This window comes from Maribacter forsetii DSM 18668, assembly GCF_000744105.1.
Lineage (GTDB): Bacteria > Bacteroidota > Bacteroidia > Flavobacteriales > Flavobacteriaceae > Maribacter > Maribacter forsetii.
The window spans coordinates 1,248,156-1,274,798 of record NZ_JQLH01000001.1 but is presented as its reverse complement, the minus strand read 5'-3'; the positions used below and the strand labels follow the sequence as shown (position 1 = coordinate 1,274,798).

The window sequence follows — 26,643 nt, the reverse complement described above, 5'->3', positions numbered from 1 at the left end:
AGAAAAATGGAACAAACATGGCGTTGGTACGGACCAAACGATCCCGTATCATTATTAGATATTAAACAAGCAGGTGCAACAGGTGTAGTAAGTGCATTACATTATATACCTAATGGTGTAGTGTGGTCTGTAAATGATATAATGGAGCGTAAGAATATAATAGAAGCAGCAGGTTTAACTTGGTCTGTTGTAGAAAGTGTTCCTATTCACGAACAGATCAAGACCCAAAATGGTGATTATAAGACCTACTATGAAAATTACAAACAAACACTCACTAATTTAGGAGAATGCGGTATAGATACGGTTTGCTATAACTTTATGCCGGTACTTGATTGGACCAGAACCAATTTAGATTTTGAAATAGAAGACGGTTCTACAGCTCTTAGATTTGAAGCTGATGCATTTGCAGCCTTTGAATTATACCTACTAAAAAGACCAGGTGCAGAAAACACTTATACAGACGCTCAGAAATCTGCCGCTAAAACATATTTTGATCAACTTACCGAAGAAGGAAAGAAAAAGTTGATAAGCAATATTATTGCAGGGTTACCAGGGGCTGAAGAAGGGTATACATTAGAAGAATTCAATACCATTTTAGCTACCTATGATAAAATAGGACCGAATGAATTGAAAGAAAATTTATTCGAGTTTTTATCCGAAATTATTCCGGTTGCGGAAAAATCAGGTATACGTATGTGTATTCACCCAGATGATCCACCTTTCCCTATTCTAGGCTTACCACGTGTTGTAAGTACAGAGCAAGATATTGTTGACCTATATAAAGCAGTGGATAGCCCAAACAACGGATTAACTTTCTGTACAGGTTCATTTGGTGTTAGACCGGATAATGATTTACCAGGCATGGTAGAACGCTTAGGTAATCGCATTCATTTTATCCATTTACGTAGCACACAACGCGATGCTGATGGAAATTTTCATGAAGCCAACCATTTAGAGGGAGATGTTGACATGTATGGTGTTATGAAAGCTTTGATCAAAGAGCAGGATAAAAGAAAAGCTTCTGGTCGTAAAGATACCAGAATGCCTTTGCGCCCTGATCACGGGCACAAAATGCTAGATGACTTGAGAAAGAAAACCAACCCTGGGTATTCCGGTATTGGTAGACTAAGAGGCTTAGCCGAATTAAGGGGCTTGGAAATGGGGATTAGAAAAAGTATGTAATCAGTTTAGATTAATTATCAAGTGCTTGAAGTTCTTTTTCTGTAAATTCCATACCAGAAGAAGACTTCACACTTCTTAATTCTTTTATACGATTGGTGCTTAACCTTTTCGGTTTATCAGAAAAAGCATTGGTTACGTATGATATTATATTGGCTATATCCGTATCTGTTATAGTTTCATTTCTAATAAGACCAGGCATTGCTAAATTAATATTATAAACTTCACCATTTACATGCACAGGACCTTCAAGTCCATGTAAAATTATAAGTGCTAGTCTCTCTGTATTTTTAACGTGTTCGGAATTCATTAAAGGAGGTGCTAAACCTTCAATTCCCTTACCACCGGCACCATGGCAAGATGCGCAAATCTGAAAAAACATTCGAGCACCACTTGTACGTGTATCTTCAGTAGTTTTCTCAATTGTAAAAATGGCATTCATCTTATCCGCTTTTTTATCTGAAATAGTTCTTGCCAGTTTGTTTACAAAAGGGGTATGTTTTAGGCTATCCATAACAATAGCATTGGCATAAATATCAGAATCAACAGCGTCTAAACCCGAAATTACAGCCTCTACTATAGTTATATTGTTTTCTCTTCTATTTAAAATTTCCATCATAAATGGTAAAAAATGATCTTCATCAATCTTAATCCAACTACCTAATGAACTACCTAAATAAAGATCCAAACTAATAGTATCACGCTCCAAAACAGTTTTAAATATTGATATAGCTTCTTCTACATTTTCTTTGGTTGCAAATCCTTTTAAAAGTAAAAGAGCATGAGAGGCTACATTTTCATCACTTCTTATGATAACCTCTGTCAAAAATTCAAATGACAATGCTTTCCAACCTTCAAGCACGTACAATGCATGAATTTGACTTAATGGCTTTTTAGAATTCAATGCAATTTCTTTTACTTCATCAATTACAGCATTAAATTTTTTAAAGATTAAATAATGCTGGGCACGGTCGCGAACCCAACCATTATCGTTCAATAATAACTTTACCAATTCACTACCGTTCAAACTATTAAAGTCTGGTGTAACATTCACCTCAGCATTTTCATGGGATACTTTTAAGATTCTTCCAAAATTCACAATAGTATCTAATTCCTTTGCTTTCGCATTATCCCTTAAATACGGACTCATATAAGCATGATGACCAATCATACCTCTATGCATATCAACAACATACATATTTCCATCAGGTCCATTTTTTAAACTTACCGGTCTAAAGCCTTCATCTGTAGACGTAATAAATTCTTTCTTTTGCCAGGCTTGTTGTGCAATGGTAGAATCTCCAGTAAAATTTAAAAGCACTCGCTTAATTAAATTACCTTCAGGAATACAGACAAAAATATTTTCGTCATATGACTCGGTAAACTTACCACCTCTATAAACCAGCGGACTACAAGCAGCTGTAGCATTAACTAAAATACTATCCGCATTTAGCACTCCCTTTGCGTACCCCCTATTTACAGACCCTGCAAAAGCAGGATACACTCTTTGATCATTGGTAAGAAGTTTATCAACGCTAGCATTAGGTGTAAAATACTTATTTTCTATTACGGTATTAGGCAGCACATAATCTCCCAACAAAATTCTTGAATTGTCATTGTAATAAAGCCTACCAAAATTATCATGGGTAATACCCCATTGCCCTCTAAAGGTAGTAGGTTCCTTTTTCCATACCCCGTCAATTCTTCTATACCTGAAATTAGACTTTGCATTGTAAATCCAGTTATCAATATTCAATTCCAATCCGTTTGGTTGATGCTCTGGGTTTCCTTCAACCGCATAAATAGAATCGACCATAACTTTATTTACCGGTTTATCGTCTTCTATATCAACAAACCATAAATACGGAGGCTCAGCATATAGTAAACCACCATATACATGTGCCAGAGCACGAGGCATCACCAAGCTATCCATAAAAATTTTTGAATGATCCGCAATTCCGTCTTCATCCAAATCTTCAAGAATTATAATACTACCGGTTGGATCTTCTTCACCAGAACCTTGTAAATCATTCATGTAACCGGGCATTTGAGCAACCCAAATTCTACCCTTTGCATCAAAATCTATAGCAACGGGAGCCTTTAACAATGGCTCAGCTGCTAAAACTTCTAAATTAAAACCATCTTCAACAGTATAAGGTTCTAAAGAAACTTGAGTCTCTTTAAAGCTGGTTTGACAAGAAATTAAAAGACAGAAAGTGATAAGAAAACCAATATGAATAATACGCATGAAAACTAATTATGTAAATAGCGAACTTTATATTTTAGATAGAAAAAAATCACCAAAAACTAGGTAAAATTCGACCACTAAAATCAGTTTTAAAGTTAGGTAATCGATTACAAAAAACAGTTAAAACAAATCGATATTAACTATTTTTTGTAATCAAGATGAATTTCAAAATTATACACCGGAAAATGATGTAAAACCACCATCAACATCAAAAATGCTCCCTGTAACGAAACTTGAAGCATCACTAAGCAGATAATGTACCATCCCATTTAATTCTGACGCATCTCCAAAACGACCCATTGGGGTATTCTTAATAATACTATTTCCTCTTTCTGTGAAAGAACCATCTTCGTTGGTAAGTAAGCGTCTATTTTGATTTCCTATGAAAAACCCAGGCGCAACTGCATTAACCCTAATTTTATCTCCATGTTTAGACGCTAATTCATTTGCCATCCACTTGGTAAAAATATCAACTGCACTTTTTGCCATGGAATATCCAAGAACTCTAGATATGGTCTGCTTGGCTGCCATAGATGAAATATTCACAATAGAACCATAACCTTGTTCTACCATTAATTCACTTAAAACTATGGTAGGTATAACGGTACCAAATAAATTAATATCGACTACTTTTCTGGTATCGCTCATAGCAATGTCTCTAACAGTCTGATCTGGTTTTACGGTTGCCCCTGGTATATTACCACCCGCAAGGTTTACTAGTCCGTCCAGATGACCGAAGTCTTCTTTAATTTTATTTTTTAACGTTGTAAGTTCACCTTCATCCATTACATCGACCTTGAAAATAAATGTACTTTTTGGAACCAGTGTATTTAATTCCTCTTGTTTGTCCTTTAATTTATCTTCAGACCTACCTAGTAATAAAACTTTAGCACCATTCTCTACCAAATATTTGGCAATAGAACCACCCAAGGTTCCCGTTCCGCCAGAAAGGGCATAATTTTTATCTTTCAAGGATAATAATTCGTTCATTTATTATGTATTTATTTAGTTGTAATTATAATTTAAAAAATAATAACTTGCTATTTGATTAGACAATTTATATTGTGATGCCAAGTTAAGAGAATTATGAAAAACTATCTCTAACCTTACCTCTATTATAACTTTTACATACGGTATTATTAACCATAAATATGATTGACAGCGTATTTTGGAAGTACAACTAGTTTTTGAGTCTCATAAATGTCAAAAAATGACTCTCTTTATTTCTAGTATGATGAATATACTTCAATTACACCATTGAAAAACAACCTTTTATTAGCTAATATTATCAGAATGATAAAACTTAAGAATAACCCACAATTATCACAAATTTACTCGGGGATATCTATAGTGCCCCTTTAACTTTGCAAGGACAATTTTGGACTGTGAAGAAGGCAATTTTATTTATGAGCATTAGTACGTTTTCATTTAGTTTAATGAATTCGTTTATAAAATATCTAGAACATATTCCCACCTTTGAAATTGTATTCTTCAGAACCATAGGTTCCCTAATTTTAGGAACAACATATATACTAGTAAAAGGCATTCCTATATTAGGCAACAACCGTAAGTTTATGATATTTAGAGCTCTTGCAGGTTTAACCGCAATGAGTTTGTTTTTTATGTCCTTAAAATATTTACCTGTGGGCACAGCTGTATCACTTAGGTATCTGGCTCCTATTTATGCGGCTGTATTTGCTGTTTTTCTGCTTAAAGAAAGATTAAAACCTATTCAATGGTTTTTATTTTTATTTGCATTTGCCGGTGTTCTAGTATTAAAAGGCTTTGATAACACTATAAATACCACCGGTTTATTATTGGTATTGGCAGCATCTGTTTTCAGCGGCTTAGTATATGTACTGATTAGAAAAATAGGAAACGGTGATCACCCGTTAGTCATCGTAAATTACTTTATGTTCACAGGTACTATAATAGGAGGTATTTTAAGTATTAAAGATTGGGTAAATCCTATGGGAATTGATTGGTTATTATTATCAAGCTTAGGTCTATTTGGTTTTTTTGGTCAAGTATTCATGACAAAAGCTTTTCAGATTGCCAAGACTAATTTAGTTGCTCCTTTAAAATACATAGAAGTAATATTTACCATTTCCGTTGGTATTTTTTGGTTTGGAGATATTTATTCTCCTTGGAGCTTATTAGGCATAGTTATGATAATAGCTTCATTAATAGCCAATGTAATGATTGGCGAGAAGTAACAACCAACAGGCTAAAAACAAATATGGCTGCCAATTCTAATGAATTGACAGCCTATAGTTATGGTCAGAAATTTTAATTATTTGTGAGCAGTCTCCTGCTCTACCAAACTATTGTTCACATCTTTTAAAGAAGATACGATAACAGTATTTACTTCATTTTCAATTTCATCGGAATAATTGAAATAATATATGGCAGTAAAAATCAAAGCGAAAGCTATTAGAAAGTTTGCTATCATTTTCGAATCAAAGAAGTTCTCTTGGTTTTCCATCGCCTATCATTTTTAAAATATGATATGAATATAAAATTAAAACCTATAATTAACAAATTTTTAAGAAATATGTTCTATCTATAAATCCCTTTAATTAAAATACTTAGACATTATAACAGTAATTTAAAACATAATTTTAACTTACAATTAACTGATTTACAAATAATTAAAATGTATTTGAATCAAATTTTTTATGGATAAGAACAAACATTACTTTCAATTCAGTTTAACTTTGTGGTATAGAAACAATTCTTATTAACACATAAAATTAGAACAAATGAAAATTTTAAAATCTATAACAGCCGCAGCCTTCTTATTCTTAGCTGTAGGTGTAAATGCGCAAAGTAGCAAAGACAAAAAAATAATTAAGGATTCAGATAAAGCGAAAGAGAAATTAATGACTATGGAAGTTGGTTTAGACCAATTCTTTAAAAATTCAGCTGGATATGTAGTTTTTCCAAACGTAGGTAAAGGTGGTTTCATTATTGGAGGTGCATCAGGTAATGGTGTAGTATACGAAGATGGAACTATGGTTGGTATGGCTGATTTAAAAAAATTAAGTGTTGGTCTACAAGCAGGTGGACAAGCAATTACAGAAGTAATCTTTTTTGAAACAGAGGAAGATTTAGCCGAATTTAAAGAAGGTGATTTTGAATTTTCTGCTGAAGCATCGGCAGTAGCAATAAAATCTGGAGTTGCAGTTAACGCAAAATACAGAGATGGTGTTGCCGTATTTGCTTTACCAAAAGCAGGTTTAATGGCGGATGCATCTGTAGGTGGTCAAAAATTTGATTACAAGCCAATGATGAAATAATTTATCACCAAATAATATAAAAAAAGCCACCCAATTGGGTGGCTTTTTTGTTTTAAGTATGGTGACGACAGTTATAAACAATTTGACAATTATTTAAAATTACGATAACTTTTAGTTATTATTCAATTATAAATCCAAATTTTATGATTTCAACAAAAAATAAGTTAAAATGTTACTTATCTGTTAAATTTGTATTTCAACGATTATTTTAATAAATAATCGTTGAAACAGATAAACTTGTTGAAGAATTGATAAGCAACTGAAATTTAAAATAATTAGTTAGTTATTTTTTATTGCACGAGTTTATCCCCCGTAAAGCTTTCCCCCCGTACATTTTAAGATTTATCTAATGACTTTTAGTTTCAACTAAAAAGGCATATCCCCTTTCCTTTATTAGTTTTTGTTTAATTCTTATTTCTACTTGTTAGGAATACCCCACAAAGAGTTATAACCAATAATTAATATTTAAATTAAATTTTATGAAAAAAGTAGTTTTAAGTGCCATGGCACTAGCAATGGGGTCATTTGTAATGGCGCAAAACAACACTAGCACTGTAACCAATGGAGGAGTTGGAAGTAATGGCTTGATTTTCACTGCAACTGATGCAAACGTTGAGGTGGATCAAAAAGGATTAACCAACAGGTCTAGTGTTAGAATGAACGGTACCAATAATGATGCAAAAATTGTACAAAGAGGTACTTCGAACAGAAACAGTGCTCAATCTGGAGGTCTTAACAATAATACGGATGTTGATCAAAAAGGTACAAGTAATTACACTAGGTCATTTGTGGTAGGAACAGGAAACAAGGTTTTCATTGATCAAATTGGTAATTTAAATAATAGTTCTAGGGCAGGTGCCTCACCAAATGCTACAACGGAGATTCGAGGTGACGAAAATACTGTACGTTCAACACAAAATGGAACCAACAATTTGGATGTTACTTATATTTCTGGAGATAATAACATAGCTATTATAGACCAAGATGGAACCGATAACCAAGTTTGGAATACTGTAACTGAAGCTAATGGCGGTTCAGAAAATTATTCTAATACAGAACAAGATGGTCAAGACAACAAAGCCTACAATAATCAATCTGGTACTCAAAATGACATTTTTGTAAAACAAGTTGGATCGACTAACACAAGTACAGTCTATCAGGATTTTGGCAACTCATTAGCTAATGTTGATCAAAATGGCACAAACCACAACAGTACTGTTACTCAAGGATTAGGCGTTAACGAAAAAGCATATGTAATTCAAAAAGGGGATAATCAAGAAAGTACTATCACCCAATTCTCTGGTAACAATAATTATGCTAAAGTTGATCAACGAGGAATGAACCATATCAGTGATATAATGCAACATGGTGATAACGACAAGGCTTATGTTGACCAAAGAGGAAATGGCAACCTAAGTAATATAGACCAAGACAGTGCAGGATCTATCGCAAGAATAACACAAAATGGTAACGGTCACGAAAGTAATGTATTACAAAGAGTAGCAGCTGGAAACAAAGCAATTGTAACTCAAACAGGTTCTGGCCAAATGAGTACAGTAGCTAGTTATGGTGCTACCAACGCAGTAATTGTTAACCAAGCAAACTAATCAATTTTTTATTTAAGATTACGGAACATTTAGTTTAATGTTCCGTAATTTTTTTAATCTCTATAACATGAAAGTTACCCGTTACAATCTACTACTCCCATTAATATTACTTTCATTCAATTTGGCTATTTGTCAAGGCATGATAACAATTAATAACAGTGAGGTTGCAACAAGAATTGGAACTAGTCAAGAACAGCTAAACTATTTTTCTCAACAATCAAATGCAGCCCTGCTACCATCAGAAATCAATGTAACCAATACCGGAATATTCATTCAACAAATTGGCAACAACAATTATTCTGATATTACCACGCAATCTACAATAAGTGATGTTCAGTTAAATCAATTTGGTAACAATAACAATATTGATTTAAAATTAAAAGCTGAGATAATAGATTATTCCGTAACCCAAAACGGGAACAACAACACACTAATAGAATACAATACTTTCAACAACAAACAACTTTTAGAAAGAACTGTAGAGCAAAACGGTAACGGACAAAACCTAGTAATAGAGGGTAGTAACAGCATCGTTGACAAAATGAGAATTAGCATGGATAATGGATCCCAAAGTTTAATAATCAGAACTGTAAACTAATCTTTTAACCTCATTCTAAATGACCAAAAAAACCTACATATTACTGCTTGTATGCATTTCAGTATTTTCAGGAATTTCCCAAGAAACTAGTACTGTAACGTCAGATATAGTACTAACACCACAAAAAAATAATTTGGTTTCAATTAGCGGAGTGTGCAGTAATAACTCCTTACAAATCCAAAATTTGAATTACACCTTAGATGTTCAAAAAATAAGTAAATCCGGTAATACTAGTAACAACAAACAAAGTGGAACTTTTACTGTAGACCCTAATCAGAAAACTACACTCTCTACCACAACCATAAATATCAACCCTAAAGATCATACTAAAGTCATATTAACCCTCTTCAATTCAAAAAACATCCAAATAACGCAGCAGCGCAAAGTGATAACAGCTAAAGAAACTACTAAAAAATAAGCATACAATTGAATAGAATATCCCTCATATTCACATGGGCATTATTTGCTCTACCCTATACACTTTTAGCTCAGTTTAATAGTGAGGTTGAAGCGCATATAGCAATTGAAACTGAAAATGTACTTACAAACATTACCTTCTCTGCTTATAATAAAACTACGCTAAAAAAGAGTTTAAGCTACAAAGCACTAATTACCACAAACAAAAAAATAAACTCACAACTTACCCAGTTCAAAGATGAACAATTCTTTGTTATTGAACCTGGAGAGCAAAAAAACATAAGTACAGCAACCTTAGACCTCAGTCAAGGAGAACGAACAATCATTTTTGTATTGGTATATGAAGATGAAAAAGTAATTGGTAAAGACAGAATTGTTATCAATGGTTTTGAAGGAGAAGATGAAATGAAGCCCAAGGTAATTACCAAAGAAAAACCTGCCTCAAAACAAAAAAGCCAACATGCACAAGATATAGATTTACTTACCGGTTTAGTATTTGAGAATACAAAAACTAAACCTGGCAGAGATTTTTATCAAATGTTTTATCTGGCTTATAATAACAATAATATTAAAGGGAATAAGATGGTAAAAGTCGATGAAGTGCTAGCCATTGGTGGTAATACCCAGATTCAAGTTTTTGCCGGTGACGACTTAGTTGTTCAGTTCTTTTTAAATCCAAGAAGTTCATATATCAAAGAAATGGTAAATCAGTCAATCGCAAGAGTTAACTACTACTTTCAGCAAAATAAAGCCATTAGGCAGAATACAATTCAATATTAATTATGAAAAAAACCATACTTCTATTTCTTTTATTAGTTGCTACTGACTACTGCCACTCGCAGCAATTTGTGTACACCCCTAAAAATCCGAATTTTGGAGGAGAAACATTTAATTACCAATGGTTGCTTAGCTCAGCAAATGCTCAAAATTCATTTACCGCAGATAGCAATTTTGATAACGACTCTTCTGAGCTTGAGGATTTTCAAGAAAGTTTGAACAGGCAATTACTTAGTCAACTTACCCGATCAGTATTTGATTCTGAATTAGGTGAAGGTCTTGAACCTGGCACCTTCAATGTAGGTAGTTTATTATTAGAAGTTTTTGAATCTGGCGAAGGTCTTGTTATCAACATTTTAGATACTTCAACAGGTGAACAAACTCAAATTATTGTACCCAACTAAGCAAACATTCATGACATTACTTCGAAAAATCTATATAATAGCTTTGCTGATTTTACTTAACAGTTGCGGAGCATATTACAACCAACCAGTTGCCCCAAGCACATCAAGAATTGGTGAAACCACTACAGAATCTGCATCATTAAAAAACCTGCCTTTACCCAGTGAACCCATAGTGGTTGGTGTATATAATTTTAAAGATCAAACTGGGCAATATAAAAGTGTAGAAAATGCGAGCACTTTTAGCACTGCTGTTCCACAAGGTGCGACAACTATGCTTATTAAGGCATTGGAAGATTCTAAGTGGTTTACACCTATAGAAAGGGAAAACCTTTCAAACTTATTAAATGAGAGAAATATCATCCGGTCCACGAGGCAAGAATATACTGGTGATCAAAGTAATAAGCCCAACCTGCCACCATTACTATATGCCGGAATATTATTAGAGGGTGGCATAATCTCTTACGACACCAACATTATTACTGGTGGTTATGGAGCACGCTATTTTGGTGTTGGTGGCTCCACACAATATCGCCAAGATAGAATTACTATTTATTTGAGAGCTGTATCCACATCTAACGGTAAAATTTTAAAGACAGTCTATGTTTCTAAAACGATATTATCCCAAGCTATTGATGCAAGTCTTTTTAAATATGTAAAATTTCAAAGATTATTAGAAGTGGAAACTGGTATTACAAAAAATGAACCTATTCAATTAGCCATACAAAATGCTATTGAAAACGCGGTGGAGTCTTTAATAGTAGAGGGTGTAGAAGATAATCTTTGGAGCACTGCTGAAGGAACGGTTAAAAATGATTCTTTAGTATCTACGTACAATTTAAGAAAAGCTGAAGAAGAGTCTACTCTTCTATATAACAGAACCCAGGCAAGCGAAATTTTAAATTCAGGAATATCAGTAAAAGGTAACGCTCCCATATTTAATGGAGATTTCACAAATAAATCTTTTGGATTTGGTGGAGGCATTAAATACAGTCGTTATTTATCTCCCAAGTTTGACATTGGGATAAAAGGAGATTACTTCTACTTTAGGGGAGGTCAAAATTTCCACAAAGAGTATATGAGCGGAAACTTAACTCTTGGGTATACTTTTCTTCCTTTAGACAGATTAACCCCTTATGTATATGGTGGTGTTGGTGGTATTTTTGACATTAGAACTCCTGATCCAAATATTGCCGAAGATACTTCTGGTATCAATTTACAATATGGTCTTGCATTAAAATACAATATAAATCCTAGACTATCCTTTTTTATAAGTGCTGAAAATAATCATACAACAAGTGATGCCATTGACGATATCGTAAATGGAAAACGAGATGATTTCTACTATAATTTCAGTGTAGGGATGGAATTTAGAATTGGAAAAAAACTTTAATAATTTAATTGAATATAGAATGGTTCATTTTAAAAATATTTACTATTTCACTGTAATAATTTCATCACTTCTATTTTTATCTTGTGAAGAAGAAACTCTTGGTGATCAAACATTTGGCTCTCTTGAAGGTAAAGTGGTAACCAATGGAGACAATCTTCCTCTAGAAAATGTAAAAATAACGACCAATCCAGCTTCAAATACCGTATTTACGGATAGTGAAGGCAATTTCACCATTCAAGATATTCTAATTGGCGATTACTCAGTGCAGGCAGATAAAGATGAATATGAAACCTCATTTGAAGCCGCAAGCATATTTAATGACAAAGCAACTACTATAATTTTTGAGATGGATAGTACCTCTGCTTCAAATCTACAACCACTAACTCCACAGTTATATTTCCCTGCTGACAAACAAATAAAAGTTAAAAGTCCCGTAGAATTTTTGTGGTCATCTGCATCTAGTGATGATGATGATATTGAATATACCCTTGAACTTAGAAATGGAAACACAGGTGAAACGCAATTGTTCAGTACCGTAGCAGATACGACCTATACCGTAGAAAATTTAGCTATTGGTGCTACTTATTTTTGGCAAGTAACTGCAAGTGATAATATTACTGACCCAGTTCAAAGTAAAATCAGCAACTTTCAACTAGAAGGAATAGAAACCAATAGATTTCTTTTCGTAAGAAAAATAAATGGAAATAATGTGATATTTTCAGGAGGAGAGCCTGTAGACAGTAATAGTCAAGAAGTAAATCAAAATGAGGTACAGCTAACAACTGACAACTTAAATTCTTATAGACCTAAAACAAATAGATTAGCTGAAAAAATAGCTTTTATACGAACCGTTGGAGGTGAATCACATTTATTTACTATGAATTTAGATGGAACCGATCAAAAGCAATTGACTCAAGAAATACCAATTGCCGGTTTCAGACAAGATGAAATTGAATATGCATGGCATAATAATGGTGGGTCTATCTACTATTCTAACTTTAATAAATTATATACAATAAATATTGATGGATCAGGTAATAGAATGGTATATGAATCTTTAAATGAAGAATTTATAACAGAGGTTGCTACCAACCCGGCAAACGAACAAGTGGTTATAAAACTTAATAATTCTGAAGGGTATAATGCGCAGCTAAGAATTGTAAATCCTGATTCTGGCTTAGGCACTCAAACCATTATAACAGGAATAACCGGTGCTTTAGGAGGAATAGATTTCTCTCTGGATGGTAATAAAATTTTATATACAAGAGATGTCTCAAATACTGAAAATGCACAATATCGTCAGCTAGATACTAGAATTTTTGAATATGACCTAACGACAAGTACATCAACCGAAATAAATACACAAAAACCAACCGGCTTTAATAATCTAGATGCGAAATATGCTCCAAATGGCGGATTTGTAATTTTTACTTATACTTCTAACGATGGTATTTCAGAAAACAGCATTGTTCGTAAACAATTTGATACTGTAGATATTATTGAAAACGAAGTACTTTTTACAAATGGCTATATGCCCAATTGGGAATAAAAGTGCTTTTAAAAATAATATTACTAAATGCCATGAAAATTAAACTTTCATGGCATTTCTTTTATTATTCAGTGATAACCTACCCATTCGCAGTAAAACCAGGGTAGCATGTCATACCACCATCAACGAATATAGTGGTACCATTAATATATTCAGATTCATCTGAAGCCAACCAACTTGCAACACTACCTATATCATCTGGCACACCTATTTGCTTGTAAGGTATTAATTTTAACATTCCATCTTTACCCTCTTGCGTACTCCAAACATCTTTATTGATATCTGTTTTAATAGCACCTGGCGCAATGGAATTACACCTTACTTTATTAGGACCATATTCTTGACAAATGGTTTGCATTAACATAACCAATCCGCCTTTTGATGCCGCATAATTTGCGTGACCCGCCCACGGAATTACTTCATGAACAGAACTCATATGTATTAGTTTTCCCAAAGAATTAGATATCTCTGGTCGCATTCCTCTTCTTTTAAATTCAATAATGGCTTCTTTAGCGCACAAAAATTGTCCGGTAAGATTTACATCTATAACCCGTTGCCAATCTTTTAAAGGCATTTCATGAAGTGGATGATCTAACTGCAGACCGGCATTGGCGACACAAACATCTACAGTACCAAATTCAGAAACTGTTTTTTTGAACATGCTCTTGACCTCATCTTCTTTGCTAACATCACATTTTACAACAATGGCATTACCACAACTAGAATTATTACTGATCCAATGTGCAACTTCTTCAGCTTCCTCTTTACTACTATGGTAATTAACGACCATATTAGCCCCTTCCATTGCCATAGATTTTGCAACCGCCTCGCCAATTCCATCGCTAGAGCCGGTAACAATACATGTTTGTCCTTCTAATCTTTTATTAGGTTTTTGCATGATGTTTCTTTTTTATGAATAAATATATTCTGAAATCATGGTATTAATTATCTCAATAACTAAAATTAATAGCACAACGTATCCATGTAAAAATTCCAGCTTACTAAAATAAAACCCGATAAAATGCAAGAATTGATCCGAATACGGATTTAGTATTTAGTAGAGAATTTAAAAGTTGTTTTAGTTCTATACTTTTCTCCCGGAACAAGAGTTGTACTAGGAAATTTAGGTTGATTTGGAGCATCGGGAAAATGTTGAGTCTCAAAACAGAATCCGCTTCTTTTATTAAACACCCCTCCATTTGGTGCTGGTAATGTTCCATCTAAAAAATTACCAGTATAAAACTGCATTCCTGGTTGATCTGTTAGTACTTCCAATACCCTACCTGATAAAGAATGGTATGCCTTGGCAACGGAGCGATACCCCTTTGATACATTATTTAAAACCCAACAATGATCAAACCCATCACCTATTTCAATTTGCTCATGATTGTTTTTAATGACATCACCTAGTAACTGAGCTGCTCTAAAATCGAAAGGTGTATGTTCTACGGAAGCTAATGTACCTGTTGGTATTAGCGATTTATTTACAGGAACGTATTTATTGGCGTTAATCTGAACTTCATGGTCCAATATTGAATTTGAGCAATCTCCTGACAGATTAAAATAAGAGTGATTGGTTAAATTGACAATGGTAGTTTTATCGGTTATTGCTTCATAATGAATATTTAAACTATTATCATTATTTAAGGTGTAAGTAACCGTAGTTTGCAAATTACCAGGAAAACCTTCTTCCATATCTTTACTTAAATAAGCTAATTTTACAGAAACAAAGGAGGGGGTTTCTTTTACTTCCTCCACAATCCAAACCACTTTATCAAAGCCTTTTAACCCTCCATGTAAGCTATTGTCCCCATTGTTTTTTGCCAATGTATATACTTCACCTTCTAAACTAAACCTTCCATTGGCAATTCTATTCACATAACGACCAACTGCAGCTCCAAAATATGGGTTCTTTTTTTCATACTGACTTAAACTATCAAAACCTAAAACAACATTATCCATTTTACCCTGTAAATCAGGGCACTTTATTGTCGTAACTCTACCACCAAAAGTAATAACCTCTACATAAATACCACCTTCATTAATAAGTTTAAATAGCGTAACTTCTTCTTTGTCGACGGTCGTGCCATAATAACACTTTTCAATTCGCATAACACTCTTTTGCTTCTTTAATGACTTATGATCTATTTTCTTCTTACATGCTAAACATAACATCAAAATGATAAAAATGTTTATTGAAAAGCTATTCAGTTTTGCTAGTCTCATACTTTACGCGATTCTGAAGTGCTTTAAAAATATTCAATATCTTTTTATAAAACTAATTAAAATAGCGTTGTTGCTTTAAAAATTCCTATCGATTTTAAAAAAAATAATGTCGCTAAAAAAACCTTTTATTTATAATGAAAAAAATTAAAGATATTCAATATTAACACAATCAATGAAAGTTAGCGAGCTCTGCATTTTTCACTTGCTAACCTATTGTTCAACAATAAAACAATAAAGTATTAAACCCTAGTAAACAACTATACAAATAGACTAACTAACTTAAATATAGTGCACTAAATGGAGGGGATTATGAACCATTTCGTATTTTCTTCATTTTTTATTTCATTCATTCTTACTAATTTAGGCTCGCAAAAATTAGAACATGGTTTTGAATAGTTATTGCAAAGAGGACAAAGTCTTACTTGCTGTAGATTGTATTATTTTCGGATTTTACCAAGAAGAATTAAAAATATTACTTGTTGAAAGAGATTTTGAGCCAGCAAAAGGCGAATGGTCTTTAATTGGTGGTTTTCTTAAAAAAGAAGAGAATTTAAATAATGCAGCTTCAAGAATTCTTAATCGTTTAACCGGTCTACATGATATTTATATGGAGCAGGTTCATACCTATTCTAAATTGGACCGCGACCCCAAAGAAAGAACAATTTCTGTTTCGTATTTTGCACTAATAGATATAGAGCATCACTGTAAAAATCTTTTAAAAAACAACCCCATTAAATGGTTTGATATTAAAGAAAGGCCAGATCTAATATTTGATCATAATAAAATGGTGAAAGATGCTCTTGCATCACTTCGCAGCAGAATATCCAATAAGCCCATTGGTTTTCAACTTTTACCTGAAAAGTTTACAATGCGCCAACTTCAAAAAATGTACGAAGCTATTTTAGATACCGAATTGGATAAAAGAAATTTTATAAACAAATTCAATTCTTTTGACCTGCTAAATAAATTAAAAGAAAAAGACATGAGCTCATCTAAAAAAGGAGCCTTTCTATTTGAATTCGATGAAGACAAATACCAAAAAAAGGTAGAGGAAGGTTTTTGTTTTAAAATTTAATTACCCGTTAACTTTAAGCCGCTTTCAGAAACAATTTATGACTCAATAATTGTAAATTTGTTCTACACTTTTTTATGAGCAAGAAAGCCACCATCTACGATATTGCAAAAGAGCTAAAAATAACCGCAGCTACTGTCTCTAGGGCGTTGAACAACAACCCTAAAATAAGCGAAAAAACTCGCGATTTGGTTCTTGCCACAGCTGAAAAATTAAATTACAAACAAAATAGACTTGCAGTTGCTCTCAAAAGTGGTAGGAGCAATAATGTAGGTGTGGTTGTGCCATTTATTAATAAAAACTTTTTTGCGTCGGTAATTAGAGGCATTGAAGAAGAGCTCTACCCTAAAGGGTTTCATGTCATCATCTGTCAAACACATGAAGAAAGTGATCGCGAAAAGAAGATTATTCAAAATTTAATTAATGCACAAGTAGACGGTATTCTAGTTTCCACCTCATTTACAAATAAGAATAAAAATCAATTAAATCAGGTTTTCAAAAAAAATTCGCCTTTTATATTTTTTGATCGTGTGTTAAATTTTGACGGCATAAGCACAGTAACCATTGATGACTACCAAGGTGGGTTTGATGCTACTGAGCATCTTATAAACCAAGGTTGCCAAAGAATTGCCCATTTTAACGTAGATCAAAATATTGAACTATATAATAACCGATTTAATGGTTACAAGGATGCACTTTCAAAACACGGTATTGCGTATAAGAGCGATTATGTTATAACGCTAAAAAATGATATGGAGGCAGGTAAAGAAGCTGCAAAAAAATTAATGGAACTACCCGTACCACCAGATGCTATTTTCTCTTCTACGGATAACGGATTGTTAGGTGCTGTTAAATATTTACAGAGCAAATCTATAAGAATACCAGAAGATGTTAGTGTTGTAGGATTTAGTAATGAACCATTTACTCAGTTTTTAGAACCATCTATCAGCTCCGTTGACCAATCACCAGTGGAAATGGGAAAAATGACCGCTAAAGTATTCTTGGAGCAGATTGAAAATAAGCAATCTATAAACACACAAAAAAAGGTAGTACTCCCTGCTAAATTGGTTGTTAGAAAATCATCCAATAAAACCAAATAGCTGATAAACTACAATTTCTGATTTTATTTATCCTCCTTGTACTTTAAGTATACTTATTAATAGCTTAGCATTCTTCTACAAATCAAACAAGCTAGGTAACCATAAGCTTAATTGCGGAATATAAGTAACCAAGAAAAGAGCAATAATCATTGCTATAAATAAAGGCAACAAGGGTTTAAATACCTTTTCAATGGTTGTTTTGGCCACACCTACCCCAACAAATAAAACAGACCCAACCGGTGGTGTACATAACCCGATACAGAGATTCAATACCATTATAATCCCGAAGTGGACAGGGTCCAAACCTAATTTGGTGACCACTGGCAAGAATATGGGAGTAAAGATTAATACAGCAGGGGTCATATCCATAAAAATACCCACAAACAACAACAATAAGTTAATGATCAAAAGAATAACAATCTTATTATCACTTAGGCTTAGAAGTCCGGAGCTGATATCTTGGGGAATGTTTTCATAAGATAATGCCCAAGACATACACATAGACGACCCTATCAATAGCATTACAATTGCCGTTGTTGCAGAAGAATCCAATAAAATTTGAGGCAATTTTGGCAAGGTGATCTCCTTGTAAATAAAGCCAAGAATTAAACTATACAAGACTGCAATGGCAGATGCTTCTGTAGCCGTAAAGATTCCTGTAACAATACCTCCAATAACCACAACTAACATAAAAAGACTAGGTAATGCATCTATAAATGTTTTCCCTACTTCTTTTAAACTGCTTCGTTTTCCTACTTTATATTTCTTCTTTTTTGCCCAGAAAGCTGCTACGATCATTAGAAATAATCCCGTCATTATTCCGGGGATATATCCCGCTAAAAATAGTGCTGCAATAGATGCACCACCACTGGCTAAAGAATAAACTATTAATACATTACTTGGTGGAATAATTAAACCGGTTGTTGCGGAAGTTATATTGACCGCTGCCCCAAATTCTTTAGAATAGCCTTCTTTTTCCATCTCAGGACCTAAAATACTACCCATAGCAGAAGCAGATGCCATTGCTGATCCTGCAATTGCACCCATTAACATAGCCGCTATGACGTTTATTAATGCCAATCCGCCAGGAAAGGAACCTACCAATGTCTTTGCAAAAGCGATAAGTCTATGGGCTATACCTCCCTTATTCATGAGCTCGCCCGATAGTACAAAAAATGGAATTGCCAACAATGCAAAACTATCTAGACCTGTAGCCATTCTTTGAGATACCGTTGTAAATGCAGGCATTGCAGGTATACTAACCAACATGGTCAATAAAGATGAAATTGCTATACTCCAAGCTACAGGTGTACCAATAGACAATAAGCATATAAAACTTAGTACTAAAACGATAATCGGTAAATGCTCCATCATGAGTTGATATTTTTGAGGTCAGATATTTTGTAATACATAATCAACAAACCGCTGATTGGAATTATAAGGTAGACCACTGCAAGAGGTAATTGCAGAGCCGGTGATTGTTGCCCTAGCACATAAGAGATATATACTAATCTGGACCCACCTATTACAAAGGCGAACAAAACAAATAGTATAATTAATATGGTGACTATTATCTTTAATTTTTTCTGTGTCTTTTCACTTTGCCTAAGCGGTAGAATATCTATGGCTACATGTAAATTTTTACCAGAAACATATGCAGCTCCCAGTACTCCGATCCAAATCATTAAAAAGCGTGCTAGCTCATCTGTAAATGAACTAGGGTTGCCAGTTACGTATCGTGTAAAAACTTGCCAAAGTACATTGATGACCATGACGGCCATAATAAGTACTAGTGCCTTGCCTAAAACGGAATCTATTTTATTTCGCATAGTAAACTATTTGGTTTCTTGAATTTGTTTGATAAGCGGGTATATTTCTTTATCATCTTTATAGCTTTCAAAAATACCTGCTACTTTTTCTGCAAAAAGAGATTTATCTGGTCTCGTAATTTCAACACCTGCTTTTTGCACTTCGCGCAAAGCTTCTGCCTCGGCCTCTGCCCAAAGAATACGTTGATATTTTACAGATTCTTTTACTGATTCATTCAACCATTTTTTCTCTTGTTCATTCAACTTATCATAAGCATATGTACCTATCAATAAAACATCTGGCAGAACGGTATGTTCATCTAAGGAGTAGTACTTACAAACTTCATAATGTCTAGAAAGGTAAAAACTGGGTGGATTATTCTCGGCACCATCTACCACTCCTTGTTGTAAGGATGTATATAACTCGCCCCATGAAATAGGTGTTGGGGAACCACCTAGCGCTTTCACCATGTTTACGGCCGTAGCACTTTCCATTACGCGTATTTTTTCACCCACTAAATCTTCAGGTTTTTCAATTGGTTTGTTCATAGTATAAAAACTTCGACTACCGGCATCATAATACCCTAAACCCTTTAACCAGTATTTCTCACCATCGTTCAATAACATTTCACCTACCGGACCGTCAAGAACATTAAACGAATGTTGACGATCTCTAAAAAGAAATGGTAGTCCCAGCACCTTCATTTTGGGAGCAAAATTTTCTAACACACCAACAGAAACCTTGGTCATATCCAAACTACCTATTTGTAATAACTCTAGGCATTCTCTTTCAGTACCCAATTGTTGACTTGGGTAAATTTCAAGTTTTAATTTACCACCGGATCTTTCAAACAAATCTTCACTCATTTTAACCATTGCCTTATGCACAGAATGGCTAACATCTAACCCATGACCCAAACGCAATGTTTTTACATCAGTTTGAATTTCACAGCCCAAAAAGGGTATCATCAGAATAAAGAGCAGTAGAAATTTTATACTTTTCATAGAAATGTTTTAAACGGATAAGAATAGACCGATCCTTTTTGATTAAAATTTGAAATACTCCTTGGCATTGTTATAACTAATATCCTGTATTATTTTACCCACCAATTCAAAATCTTGGGGTAGTTCTCCCTTCTGCATTTCTTGTCCAAATAGGTTACAAACTATTCTTCTAAAATACTCATGCCTTGGGAATGAAAGAAAGGATCTAGAATCTGTCAACATTCCTATAAAACAGCTAATTAGACTCATATTGGACAATGCATTCAATTGTCTGGTCATCCCATCTTTCTGATCCATAAACCACCAACCAGAGCCAAATTGCATTTTACCTTTTATTTTACCATCATTATAGTTACCGATCATGGTGGCTAAGACTTCATTATCTGCCGGATTTAGATTATATAATATAGTTTTGGTAAGCTTGTCTTTAGAATCCAAAGCATTTAAAAAGCTTGAAAGGGTTCTTGCTTGCGAATAATCCCCTATAGAATCCCAGCCAGTATCCGGACCAAGAATACGGTTCATTCTTGCATTATTATTACGTAATGCGCCAAGGTGAAATTGCTGTATCCATCCGCGAGAATGATATTGCTCACACAGGAATAACAATATAGCGGTTTGAAATTTTTCGTCTTCTTCCAAAGACAATTGTTTATTTTCTACCCTCTTTTGAAAAATATTTTCAATCTCGGCATCTGTAAACATCCTGAAAGGCACATAGCTTAAACCATGATCAGACAGCGTACATCCATTTTCTTCAAAGTAATCTAAACGGAGTAAAAGGGCGTCGCACAAAGATTTATATGAGTTGATGTTTACTTTACTAACTGCAGATAACTTCTCTAAATATTCTAAATATGTATCGTTAGAAATAACAATAGCCTTGTCTGGTCTAAAAGCAGTACTCACTTTTACATTAAAATCACTTTTCTTTAATTTGACATGGTTATCTAGACTATCAATAGGATCTTCTGTAGTGCAAATAACCTCTACGTTCATTTTGTTAATTAGACCCTGACAGCTATACTCTGATGTTTGAAGTTTTGCCGTAGCTTCATCATAAATATCATTTGCGGTATCTGCATTCAACAACAAGTCAATATCAAAATAACGCTGTAGTTCTAGATGTGTCCAATGATATAACGGATTTCTTAATGTATACGGCACTGCTTTACCCCATTCAAGAAACTTCTCTTTATCTGGTGCGTTGCCGGTAATGAATTTCTCATCAATACCAAAAGTCCTCATGGCACGCCATTTATAATGGTCGCCGTCATTCCAAACTTTTGTCAAATTCTCAAAATGTCTATTATTCGCAATCTCATCTGGTGGTAGATGACAGTGGTAATCGATAATAGGCATTTGTGATGCATATTCATGAAATAATCTCTGTGAGAATTCATTCTCTAAAAGAAAATCTTCTGTGATAAATGTGTTATTCTTTATAATGGAACTACTCATTAATTTTTATTTGTAAGGTTTAAAACTCTTAGCTATTCTTTAATACCAAGATTATTTACGTATCGATCCTTATGAAAAATGTAGGATATAATTGATTAATTGAAATTAACTGACGCTATTCATATTTAAATATTCTAAAGCTATATTCAGCTAATAACCACTCACTGCAAAATACATTGAATATTTATGCAATCGATTACACAAATATATTCCAAATTACAGATTTAGCAAGTATTTCAATTAAAAATGTGATAAAAAATAATTTTCAGAAGAATATTTATCTAATTCTTAATGGTATTTTTCATAATCTTAAATTATATACAATTCTTTTATTCAAAATGTTTATTTTTTGATTTTGAAAAATAAAATCCCCTAAATTCTCTGTCAACAACTAAAAAAAGGGTTCAAAACACCCTATTATCGTTAAATTGTTCATAAATACTATTATCTAATACCCTCATAACTATATACAATTGACAAAGAATTGCGTAATTTGAATATTATGTTAACTTTGAAAAAAAAGAAGCAAATGGAGTTACTTGAAAAAGCTCAAGAATTTATAGGTCGAAAAATGAGTAATATGTCTACTAGTGACCGAGTAGAAGCGTCGAGAGAGGCAAAAGCACTTATTTTAAGTATTAATGAAATATACAAGGAAACGAAAGATTCTAACTTAATGGATGTAATGAAAGAAGTTACAGTCAAAAAGAAGAAGATTGAAAAACGATTGAACGGAGTACCTTTAGTATAATTTTGATTAGAATACAGACTTGTTATAATTTCTTTTAAGAGTTTAATTGAAATAAAAAAATCCCTTGAACAAATTCAAGGGATTTTTTTATTTCAATACTTTTCGTAAAATCTATACACCTACACTTTATACAATTTCTGCACTGAGGCCGGCTTGCAGTAATTTAGAACATTTTGGTTTCAGCTCTTCATACTCGCCAGTCTTAACAGTACACTTGCCTTTATAATGTACAATTAATGAGCATTGCTCAGCCTGCTCAGGCGAATGTTCACATACAGACATTAATGTATTTATAACATGATCAAACGTATTGACCTCATCATTAAAAAGTACGATTTCATTCTGTTGAACCGTTTCTTCTTCTAAAAGTAACTCTTCGGAAATTTCTTCTCTTGTGCTCATCATATTCCAATTAATACCTTCTAATTTACATATTTTGCGGCAACCCAATTATTGCGTTCAAGATTTTTTTCGAATTTTAACGCCAAATCAGTGCATTTTTGCGAAATCATTTCTAAATCCTCTTTATAAAAACCACTTAACAATAAAACACCCCCTGTATTTAAAGATTTTTCATAGCTAGGTAAATCTGCCAACAAGATGTTTCTATTGATGTTTGCAATAATCAAGTCGTACTTCTTACCTTCAAGTAAGGCAACATCGCCTTCATATACAGAAATAAAGCCCATGCCGTTACGCTCAACATTCTCTTTTGCATTCAGATAACACCAATTATCAATATCGATGGCATCTATTGTAGTAGCACCACGCATACCGGCAAGAATAGCCAAAACACCAGTACCGCTACCCATATCCAAAACAGTTTTTCCTTTTACATCTAACTGCAGAATATGCTGCAGCATCATATGGGTTGTTTCGTGATGACCTGTACCAAAACTCATTTTTGGTTCAATTACTATGTCATACTCTACGCTAATAGCGTCATGAAAAGGAGCCCTTATCATACAAATATCATCAACAATGATAGGCTGAAAATTTTGCTCCCAAGTGGCGTTCCAATTTTCCTGCTCAATTTCTTTATAGTCATAAGTAAACTTATATCTATGATTATGCAAAATTGGTAAATCTTTTAACATACCCTCAGACCAATCAGTTTTTTGAATGTATGCCAGAACATCATCATCCTCTTCAACAAAACTTTCAAAACCAACTTCACCCAATTCCGCAATAAGAAGGTCTGAAGCTGGATCTTTTGGTTCTACCGTAAAACGGTATTCAATATATACTGTATCGCTCATTTATATATACTAGCTTAAATAGCTTTTATGATAGCAATAAAATCGTCTGCTACTAAAGATGCACCACCAATTAAACCACCATCAACATCTGGTTTAGAGAAAATTTCCTCAGCATTACCTGGTTTTACACTACCACCGTATAGAATAGTTACGTTGTTTGCTATTGTAGCATCAAAAGCCTCCGAAATAGTTTTACGAATAAATGCGTGCATTTCTTGAGCTTGCTCAGGAGAAGCCGTTTCACCTGTACCAATTGCCCATACCGGCTCATAAGCCAAAACAATTTTAGACCAAGCAGATGGTTCTAAATCAAAAAGAACGTTCTTTAACTGACTCTCAACTAAATTGAAATGGTTACCAGATTTACGATCTTCCAATTCTTCACCAAAGCAAAACATAACACGTATACCTTTGTTCAAAGCAGTTGCTACTTTTTTTGAAAGAATTTCATCATCTTCTCCAAAATAAGCTCTTCTTTCAGAGTGCCCGATAATAGCAGTATCAATACCAATATTCAATAACATATCTGCAGAAATTTCTCCTGTAAATGCTCCGCTTTCAGCATAATGCATATTCTGGGCTATAACTTCTATTTTAGAACTTTCTAAAGCATGAACTGCACTTGTTAAATTCACATATGTTGGCGCTACCATAACTTCTGCATTGGTATCTGGCAATTTTGCAGATAACTCTGCTAAAAGTGTTTCAGTCTCAGCCAAATTCTTATTCATCTTCCAGTTACCTGCTACTATCTTTGCTCTCATGTTGTTTTTGTTTCTAATTATATTATTTCAATGTAATATCTTAATTGAAGATCAAATCTTCTAAATCGTTATAATGTACTTTTTGTTTTATGGTACCCTTTTCTAAAACCAATACTCCCGGGTTAGATCGAACAATGGTTTTCAATGTTGTCTCATCTGTAAAGTAAAAATCAAAACCTAAGTTATTCTCTTTTACCAAAGCATCAGTTTGGTCTGGTCCAGAGGCCGACATACCTATTACTTTATATCCAGCTTTTATAGCCTTATCGGCTACTGTTTTTATATTCTTGAACTCTTCTAAGTTCGATTTTCTTAAATCGTAGGCTATGACCATAACCAATTTAGATTCTTGTAATAAAGACGCCGCAAAATCTTCTCCCGCTTGCTCTATGGTAAAATCATGAACAGGTGGTTCATACCCCGCTTGTATCTCTTCTGTTTCAACATCGATAAATTCCCCATCTACTGTTGGGTAATCTCCATTACTAATATGAATTTCTTCTTTACCATTTACATCGAACTTCCATCTGTATTCGAAAATAGCTTTAGGCGCATCATCTGGCGTACTCATACCCTCTTCAATATTTTTTCCTATTTCATAAGGTCTAAAATCTATTACTGGCAAATGATTTAATACATAGTATACATAACCTACACAAGCAAAAAACGACACCGTTAATGCGGTCATTAAAACTTTTGAATTTACTAACGGAGTAATGTATTTTCTTCCGACATAAATAATCAATATCAAAACTAACAGTACTACATCTTTTGTAAAAGACTCCCAAGGTGTCAGTTTTATGGCATCACCAAAGCAGCCACAATCGGTCACTTTATTGAAATACGCGGAATAAAAAGTCAAGAAAGTGAAGAACACGATCATTGCAATCAATGTCCATACGGTAATTTTACGCTTATACCCAAGTATCAGCATTACACCTACCATCACTTCTACGATGACCACAAGAATAGAAATAGCTAATGCGAACGGAGTTAAAAAAGGAAGATCCAAAACACCTTGACTAAAGTATTCCTCTAACTTAAAAGAAAAACCTACAGGGTCATTCAATTTTATAAATCCGCTTATAATAAAAAGTATACCAACAAAAATTCTAACGACCCCTACTAAATACTTCATTCTTATTATTATTTTTCTGATTCTGAACCTAGGTGTATCAATGCAAAAACCGCATAATTGATCATGTCTTGATAATTGGCATCTATACCTTCACTTACCAAGGTTTTACCTTTATTATCTTCTATTTGTTTAACACGAAGTAGTTTCTGTAAAATTAAATCTGTAAGTGAACTAACTCTCATATCTCGCCAAGCTTCACCATAATCGTGGTTCTTGTTTAGCATCAATTCTTTGGTAATTTTAATATGCTTAGCGTATAGCTCAACAGCTTTTTCAGTAGTTAAATCAGGTTGATCGGCAAAACCTAATTCAAGCTGAATTAAAGCCATTACAGAATAATTTATAATACCAATAAACTCTGATCGCTCACCTTCATCAACCTTACGTACGTCATTTTCTTGAAGACTACGTATGCGCTGTGCTTTTATAAAAATTTGATCAGTTAATGATGGTAAACGTAAAATGCGCCAAGCACTACCATAATCTGACATTTTTTTTTGGTACAGATTTAAACAAACCTGAATGACCTCATCGTATTCCTTTGCCGTATCTAGCATGTAATTCTATCTAATTTGTGTAAATTTCGCTTAA

The 26,643-nt window shown here is 33.6% G+C and carries 27 protein-coding genes; 13 read left to right on the top strand and 14 right to left on the bottom strand.

From position 1 onward, the window contains the following. Nucleotides 1-6: 6 nt before the first annotated feature. Complete coding sequence (gene uxuA, locus P177_RS05420; RefSeq protein WP_036152667.1) at nt 7-1,182, top strand: mannonate dehydratase; 1,176 nt, start codon at nt 7-9, stop codon at nt 1,180-1,182. A 10-nt stretch (nt 1,183-1,192) separates the two neighbouring features. On the opposite strand, the gene P177_RS05415 is transcribed toward uxuA, so the two are convergent. Continuing rightward, nucleotides 1,193-3,427, bottom strand: coding sequence for a DUF7133 domain-containing protein (locus tag P177_RS05415; RefSeq protein ID WP_245233008.1), 2,235 nt, complete (start codon nt 3,425-3,427; stop codon nt 1,193-1,195). Between the two features lie 171 nt (nt 3,428-3,598). After that, nucleotides 3,599-4,417, bottom strand: a complete 819-nt coding sequence (locus tag P177_RS05410) for an SDR family oxidoreductase (protein WP_036152662.1) — start codon at nt 4,415-4,417, stop codon at nt 3,599-3,601. A 395-nt stretch (nt 4,418-4,812) separates the two neighbouring features. Between P177_RS05410 and P177_RS05405 the strand changes: the two genes are divergently transcribed. After that, nucleotides 4,813-5,643 (top strand): DMT family transporter, encoded by an 831-nt coding sequence (locus tag P177_RS05405; RefSeq protein WP_262493307.1) that lies wholly within the window; start codon nt 4,813-4,815, stop codon nt 5,641-5,643. Nucleotides 5,644-5,720: 77 nt separating this feature from the next. On the opposite strand, the gene P177_RS05400 is transcribed toward P177_RS05405, so the two are convergent. After that, a complete protein-coding gene (locus P177_RS05400; protein ID WP_036152656.1) occupies nt 5,721-5,912 on the bottom strand; it encodes a hypothetical protein in 192 nt (63 codons plus the stop codon). A 277-nt stretch (nt 5,913-6,189) separates the two neighbouring features. Between P177_RS05400 and P177_RS05395 the strand changes: the two genes are divergently transcribed. From P177_RS05395 to P177_RS05360, 8 genes are all read left to right on the top strand, one after another. Then, nucleotides 6,190-6,726 carry a lipid-binding SYLF domain-containing protein gene (locus P177_RS05395; RefSeq protein WP_036152653.1) on the top strand — a complete coding sequence of 179 codons (537 nt, stop codon included), beginning with the start codon at nt 6,190-6,192 and terminating at the stop codon, nt 6,724-6,726. Nucleotides 6,727-7,205: 479 nt separating this feature from the next. After that, nucleotides 7,206-8,333: a hypothetical protein gene (locus P177_RS05390; protein ID WP_036152650.1), complete on the top strand. Its 1,128-nt coding sequence runs from the start codon at nt 7,206-7,208 to the stop codon at nt 8,331-8,333. Between the two features lie 67 nt (nt 8,334-8,400). Further along, nucleotides 8,401-8,931 carry a hypothetical protein gene (locus P177_RS05385; protein ID WP_157486467.1) on the top strand — a complete coding sequence of 177 codons (531 nt, stop codon included), beginning with the start codon at nt 8,401-8,403 and terminating at the stop codon, nt 8,929-8,931. Nucleotides 8,932-8,950: 19 nt separating this feature from the next. Then, a complete protein-coding gene (gene csgH, locus P177_RS05380) occupies nt 8,951-9,349 on the top strand; it encodes a curli-like amyloid fiber formation chaperone CsgH (protein WP_036152628.1) in 399 nt (132 codons plus the stop codon). A gap of 8 nt (nt 9,350-9,357) precedes the next feature. Continuing rightward, complete coding sequence (locus tag P177_RS05375; RefSeq protein WP_036152627.1) at nt 9,358-10,128, top strand: CsgE family curli-type amyloid fiber assembly protein; 771 nt, start codon at nt 9,358-9,360, stop codon at nt 10,126-10,128. 2 nt (nt 10,129-10,130) lie between these two features. Then, a complete protein-coding gene (locus P177_RS05370; RefSeq protein WP_036152625.1) occupies nt 10,131-10,529 on the top strand; it encodes a curli production assembly/transport component CsgF in 399 nt (132 codons plus the stop codon). Between the two features lie 10 nt (nt 10,530-10,539). After that, a complete protein-coding gene (locus tag P177_RS05365) occupies nt 10,540-11,919 on the top strand; it encodes a CsgG/HfaB family protein (protein ID WP_036152624.1) in 1,380 nt (459 codons plus the stop codon). 19 nt (nt 11,920-11,938) lie between these two features. After that, the gene (locus P177_RS05360; protein ID WP_157486465.1) at nt 11,939-13,468 is read left to right on the top strand and encodes a carboxypeptidase-like regulatory domain-containing protein; all 1,530 of its coding nucleotides are present in this window, start codon (nt 11,939-11,941) and stop codon (nt 13,466-13,468) included. A gap of 79 nt (nt 13,469-13,547) precedes the next feature. Here P177_RS05360 and P177_RS05355 read toward each other — a convergent pair whose 3' ends face one another. Together P177_RS05355 and P177_RS05350 are read right to left on the bottom strand one after the other, a co-directional pair. Further along, nucleotides 13,548-14,366 (bottom strand): glucose 1-dehydrogenase, encoded by an 819-nt coding sequence (locus tag P177_RS05355; RefSeq protein WP_036152622.1) that lies wholly within the window; start codon nt 14,364-14,366, stop codon nt 13,548-13,550. Nucleotides 14,367-14,515: 149 nt separating this feature from the next. Further along, on the bottom strand, nt 14,516-15,694 hold the full coding sequence (locus tag P177_RS05350; RefSeq protein WP_036152619.1) for an aldose epimerase family protein: 1,179 nt from the start codon (nt 15,692-15,694) through the stop codon (nt 14,516-14,518). A gap of 382 nt (nt 15,695-16,076) precedes the next feature. Between P177_RS05350 and P177_RS05345 the strand changes: the two genes are divergently transcribed. Both P177_RS05345 and P177_RS05340 read left to right on the top strand, forming a co-directional pair. After that, complete coding sequence (locus tag P177_RS05345; protein ID WP_036152617.1) at nt 16,077-16,769, top strand: NUDIX hydrolase; 693 nt, start codon at nt 16,077-16,079, stop codon at nt 16,767-16,769. A gap of 74 nt (nt 16,770-16,843) precedes the next feature. After that, complete coding sequence (locus P177_RS05340) at nt 16,844-17,866, top strand: LacI family DNA-binding transcriptional regulator (protein ID WP_036152614.1); 1,023 nt, start codon at nt 16,844-16,846, stop codon at nt 17,864-17,866. 75 nt (nt 17,867-17,941) lie between these two features. On the opposite strand, the gene P177_RS05335 is transcribed toward P177_RS05340, so the two are convergent. The 4 genes from P177_RS05335 to uxaC are packed head-to-tail and all read right to left on the bottom strand — an operon-like array spanning nt 17,942 to nt 22,140. Then, nucleotides 17,942-19,237, bottom strand: coding sequence for a TRAP transporter large permease (locus P177_RS05335; protein ID WP_036152612.1), 1,296 nt, complete (start codon nt 19,235-19,237; stop codon nt 17,942-17,944). Then, nucleotides 19,237-19,695 (bottom strand): TRAP transporter small permease, encoded by a 459-nt coding sequence (locus P177_RS05330; protein ID WP_036152609.1) that lies wholly within the window; start codon nt 19,693-19,695, stop codon nt 19,237-19,239. The genes P177_RS05335 and P177_RS05330 overlap by 1 nt, the downstream gene beginning before the upstream one ends. Nucleotides 19,696-19,701: 6 nt before the next feature. Next, nucleotides 19,702-20,679 (bottom strand): TRAP transporter substrate-binding protein, encoded by a 978-nt coding sequence (locus tag P177_RS05325; RefSeq protein ID WP_036152607.1) that lies wholly within the window; start codon nt 20,677-20,679, stop codon nt 19,702-19,704. A 42-nt stretch (nt 20,680-20,721) separates the two neighbouring features. Beyond that, nucleotides 20,722-22,140, bottom strand: coding sequence for a glucuronate isomerase (uxaC, locus tag P177_RS05320; protein WP_036152605.1), 1,419 nt, complete (start codon nt 22,138-22,140; stop codon nt 20,722-20,724). Between the two features lie 529 nt (nt 22,141-22,669). Between uxaC and P177_RS05315 the strand changes: the two genes are divergently transcribed. After that, nucleotides 22,670-22,891: a hypothetical protein gene (locus P177_RS05315; protein WP_036157855.1), complete on the top strand. Its 222-nt coding sequence runs from the start codon at nt 22,670-22,672 to the stop codon at nt 22,889-22,891. Nucleotides 22,892-23,017: 126 nt separating this feature from the next. Here the strand turns inward: P177_RS05315 and P177_RS05310 are convergent, their stop codons facing one another. From P177_RS05310 to P177_RS05290, 5 genes are read right to left on the bottom strand one after another with little or no spacing between them, the layout of a single operon-like run. After that, nucleotides 23,018-23,293, bottom strand: a complete 276-nt coding sequence (locus P177_RS05310; RefSeq protein ID WP_036157852.1) for an ATP-dependent Clp protease adaptor ClpS — start codon at nt 23,291-23,293, stop codon at nt 23,018-23,020. Nucleotides 23,294-23,313: 20 nt separating this feature from the next. Beyond that, nucleotides 23,314-24,150: a 50S ribosomal protein L11 methyltransferase gene (gene prmA, locus P177_RS05305; RefSeq protein WP_036152600.1), complete on the bottom strand. Its 837-nt coding sequence runs from the start codon at nt 24,148-24,150 to the stop codon at nt 23,314-23,316. A 14-nt stretch (nt 24,151-24,164) separates the two neighbouring features. Further along, a complete protein-coding gene (gene tpiA, locus P177_RS05300) occupies nt 24,165-24,914 on the bottom strand; it encodes a triose-phosphate isomerase (RefSeq protein ID WP_036152597.1) in 750 nt (249 codons plus the stop codon). 40 nt (nt 24,915-24,954) lie between these two features. Then, nucleotides 24,955-26,052 (bottom strand): BT_3928 family protein, encoded by a 1,098-nt coding sequence (locus P177_RS05295; protein WP_036152591.1) that lies wholly within the window; start codon nt 26,050-26,052, stop codon nt 24,955-24,957. A gap of 8 nt (nt 26,053-26,060) precedes the next feature. After that, nucleotides 26,061-26,609, bottom strand: a complete 549-nt coding sequence (locus tag P177_RS05290; protein WP_036152590.1) for a DUF1599 domain-containing protein — start codon at nt 26,607-26,609, stop codon at nt 26,061-26,063. Nucleotides 26,610-26,643 lie beyond the last annotated feature (34 nt).

Bases quoted from the DNA above. Each gene is read 5' to 3' on its own strand.
- uxuA (WP_036152667.1), top strand. From the start codon at position 7: ATGGAACAAACATGGCGTTGGTACGGACCAAACGATCCCGTATCATTA.
- P177_RS05415 (WP_245233008.1), bottom strand. From the start codon at position 3,427: ATGCGTATTATTCATATTGGTTTTCTTATCACTTTCTGTCTTTTAATT.
- P177_RS05410 (WP_036152662.1), bottom strand. From the start codon at position 4,417: ATGAACGAATTATTATCCTTGAAAGATAAAAATTATGCCCTTTCTGGC.
- P177_RS05400 (WP_036152656.1), bottom strand. From the start codon at position 5,912: ATGGAAAACCAAGAGAACTTCTTTGATTCGAAAATGATAGCAAACTTT.
- P177_RS05395 (WP_036152653.1), top strand. From the start codon at position 6,190: ATGAAAATTTTAAAATCTATAACAGCCGCAGCCTTCTTATTCTTAGCT.
- P177_RS05390 (WP_036152650.1), top strand. From the start codon at position 7,206: ATGAAAAAAGTAGTTTTAAGTGCCATGGCACTAGCAATGGGGTCATTT.
- P177_RS05385 (WP_157486467.1), top strand. From the start codon at position 8,401: ATGAAAGTTACCCGTTACAATCTACTACTCCCATTAATATTACTTTCA.
- csgH (WP_036152628.1), top strand. From the start codon at position 8,951: ATGACCAAAAAAACCTACATATTACTGCTTGTATGCATTTCAGTATTT.
- P177_RS05370 (WP_036152625.1), top strand. From the start codon at position 10,131: ATGAAAAAAACCATACTTCTATTTCTTTTATTAGTTGCTACTGACTAC.
- P177_RS05365 (WP_036152624.1), top strand. From the start codon at position 10,540: ATGACATTACTTCGAAAAATCTATATAATAGCTTTGCTGATTTTACTT.
- P177_RS05360 (WP_157486465.1), top strand. From the start codon at position 11,939: ATGGTTCATTTTAAAAATATTTACTATTTCACTGTAATAATTTCATCA.
- P177_RS05355 (WP_036152622.1), bottom strand. From the start codon at position 14,366: ATGCAAAAACCTAATAAAAGATTAGAAGGACAAACATGTATTGTTACC.
- P177_RS05350 (WP_036152619.1), bottom strand. From the start codon at position 15,694: ATGAGACTAGCAAAACTGAATAGCTTTTCAATAAACATTTTTATCATT.
- P177_RS05345 (WP_036152617.1), top strand. From the start codon at position 16,077: ATGGTTTTGAATAGTTATTGCAAAGAGGACAAAGTCTTACTTGCTGTA.
- P177_RS05340 (WP_036152614.1), top strand. From the start codon at position 16,844: ATGAGCAAGAAAGCCACCATCTACGATATTGCAAAAGAGCTAAAAATA.
- P177_RS05335 (WP_036152612.1), bottom strand. From the start codon at position 19,237: ATGGAGCATTTACCGATTATCGTTTTAGTACTAAGTTTTATATGCTTA.
- P177_RS05330 (WP_036152609.1), bottom strand. From the start codon at position 19,695: ATGCGAAATAAAATAGATTCCGTTTTAGGCAAGGCACTAGTACTTATT.
- P177_RS05325 (WP_036152607.1), bottom strand. From the start codon at position 20,679: ATGAAAAGTATAAAATTTCTACTGCTCTTTATTCTGATGATACCCTTT.
- uxaC (WP_036152605.1), bottom strand. From the start codon at position 22,140: ATGAGTAGTTCCATTATAAAGAATAACACATTTATCACAGAAGATTTT.
- P177_RS05315 (WP_036157855.1), top strand. From the start codon at position 22,670: ATGGAGTTACTTGAAAAAGCTCAAGAATTTATAGGTCGAAAAATGAGT.
- P177_RS05310 (WP_036157852.1), bottom strand. From the start codon at position 23,293: ATGAGCACAAGAGAAGAAATTTCCGAAGAGTTACTTTTAGAAGAAGAA.
- prmA (WP_036152600.1), bottom strand. From the start codon at position 24,150: ATGAGCGATACAGTATATATTGAATACCGTTTTACGGTAGAACCAAAA.
- tpiA (WP_036152597.1), bottom strand. From the start codon at position 24,914: ATGAGAGCAAAGATAGTAGCAGGTAACTGGAAGATGAATAAGAATTTG.
- P177_RS05295 (WP_036152591.1), bottom strand. From the start codon at position 26,052: ATGAAGTATTTAGTAGGGGTCGTTAGAATTTTTGTTGGTATACTTTTT.
- P177_RS05290 (WP_036152590.1), bottom strand. From the start codon at position 26,609: ATGCTAGATACGGCAAAGGAATACGATGAGGTCATTCAGGTTTGTTTA.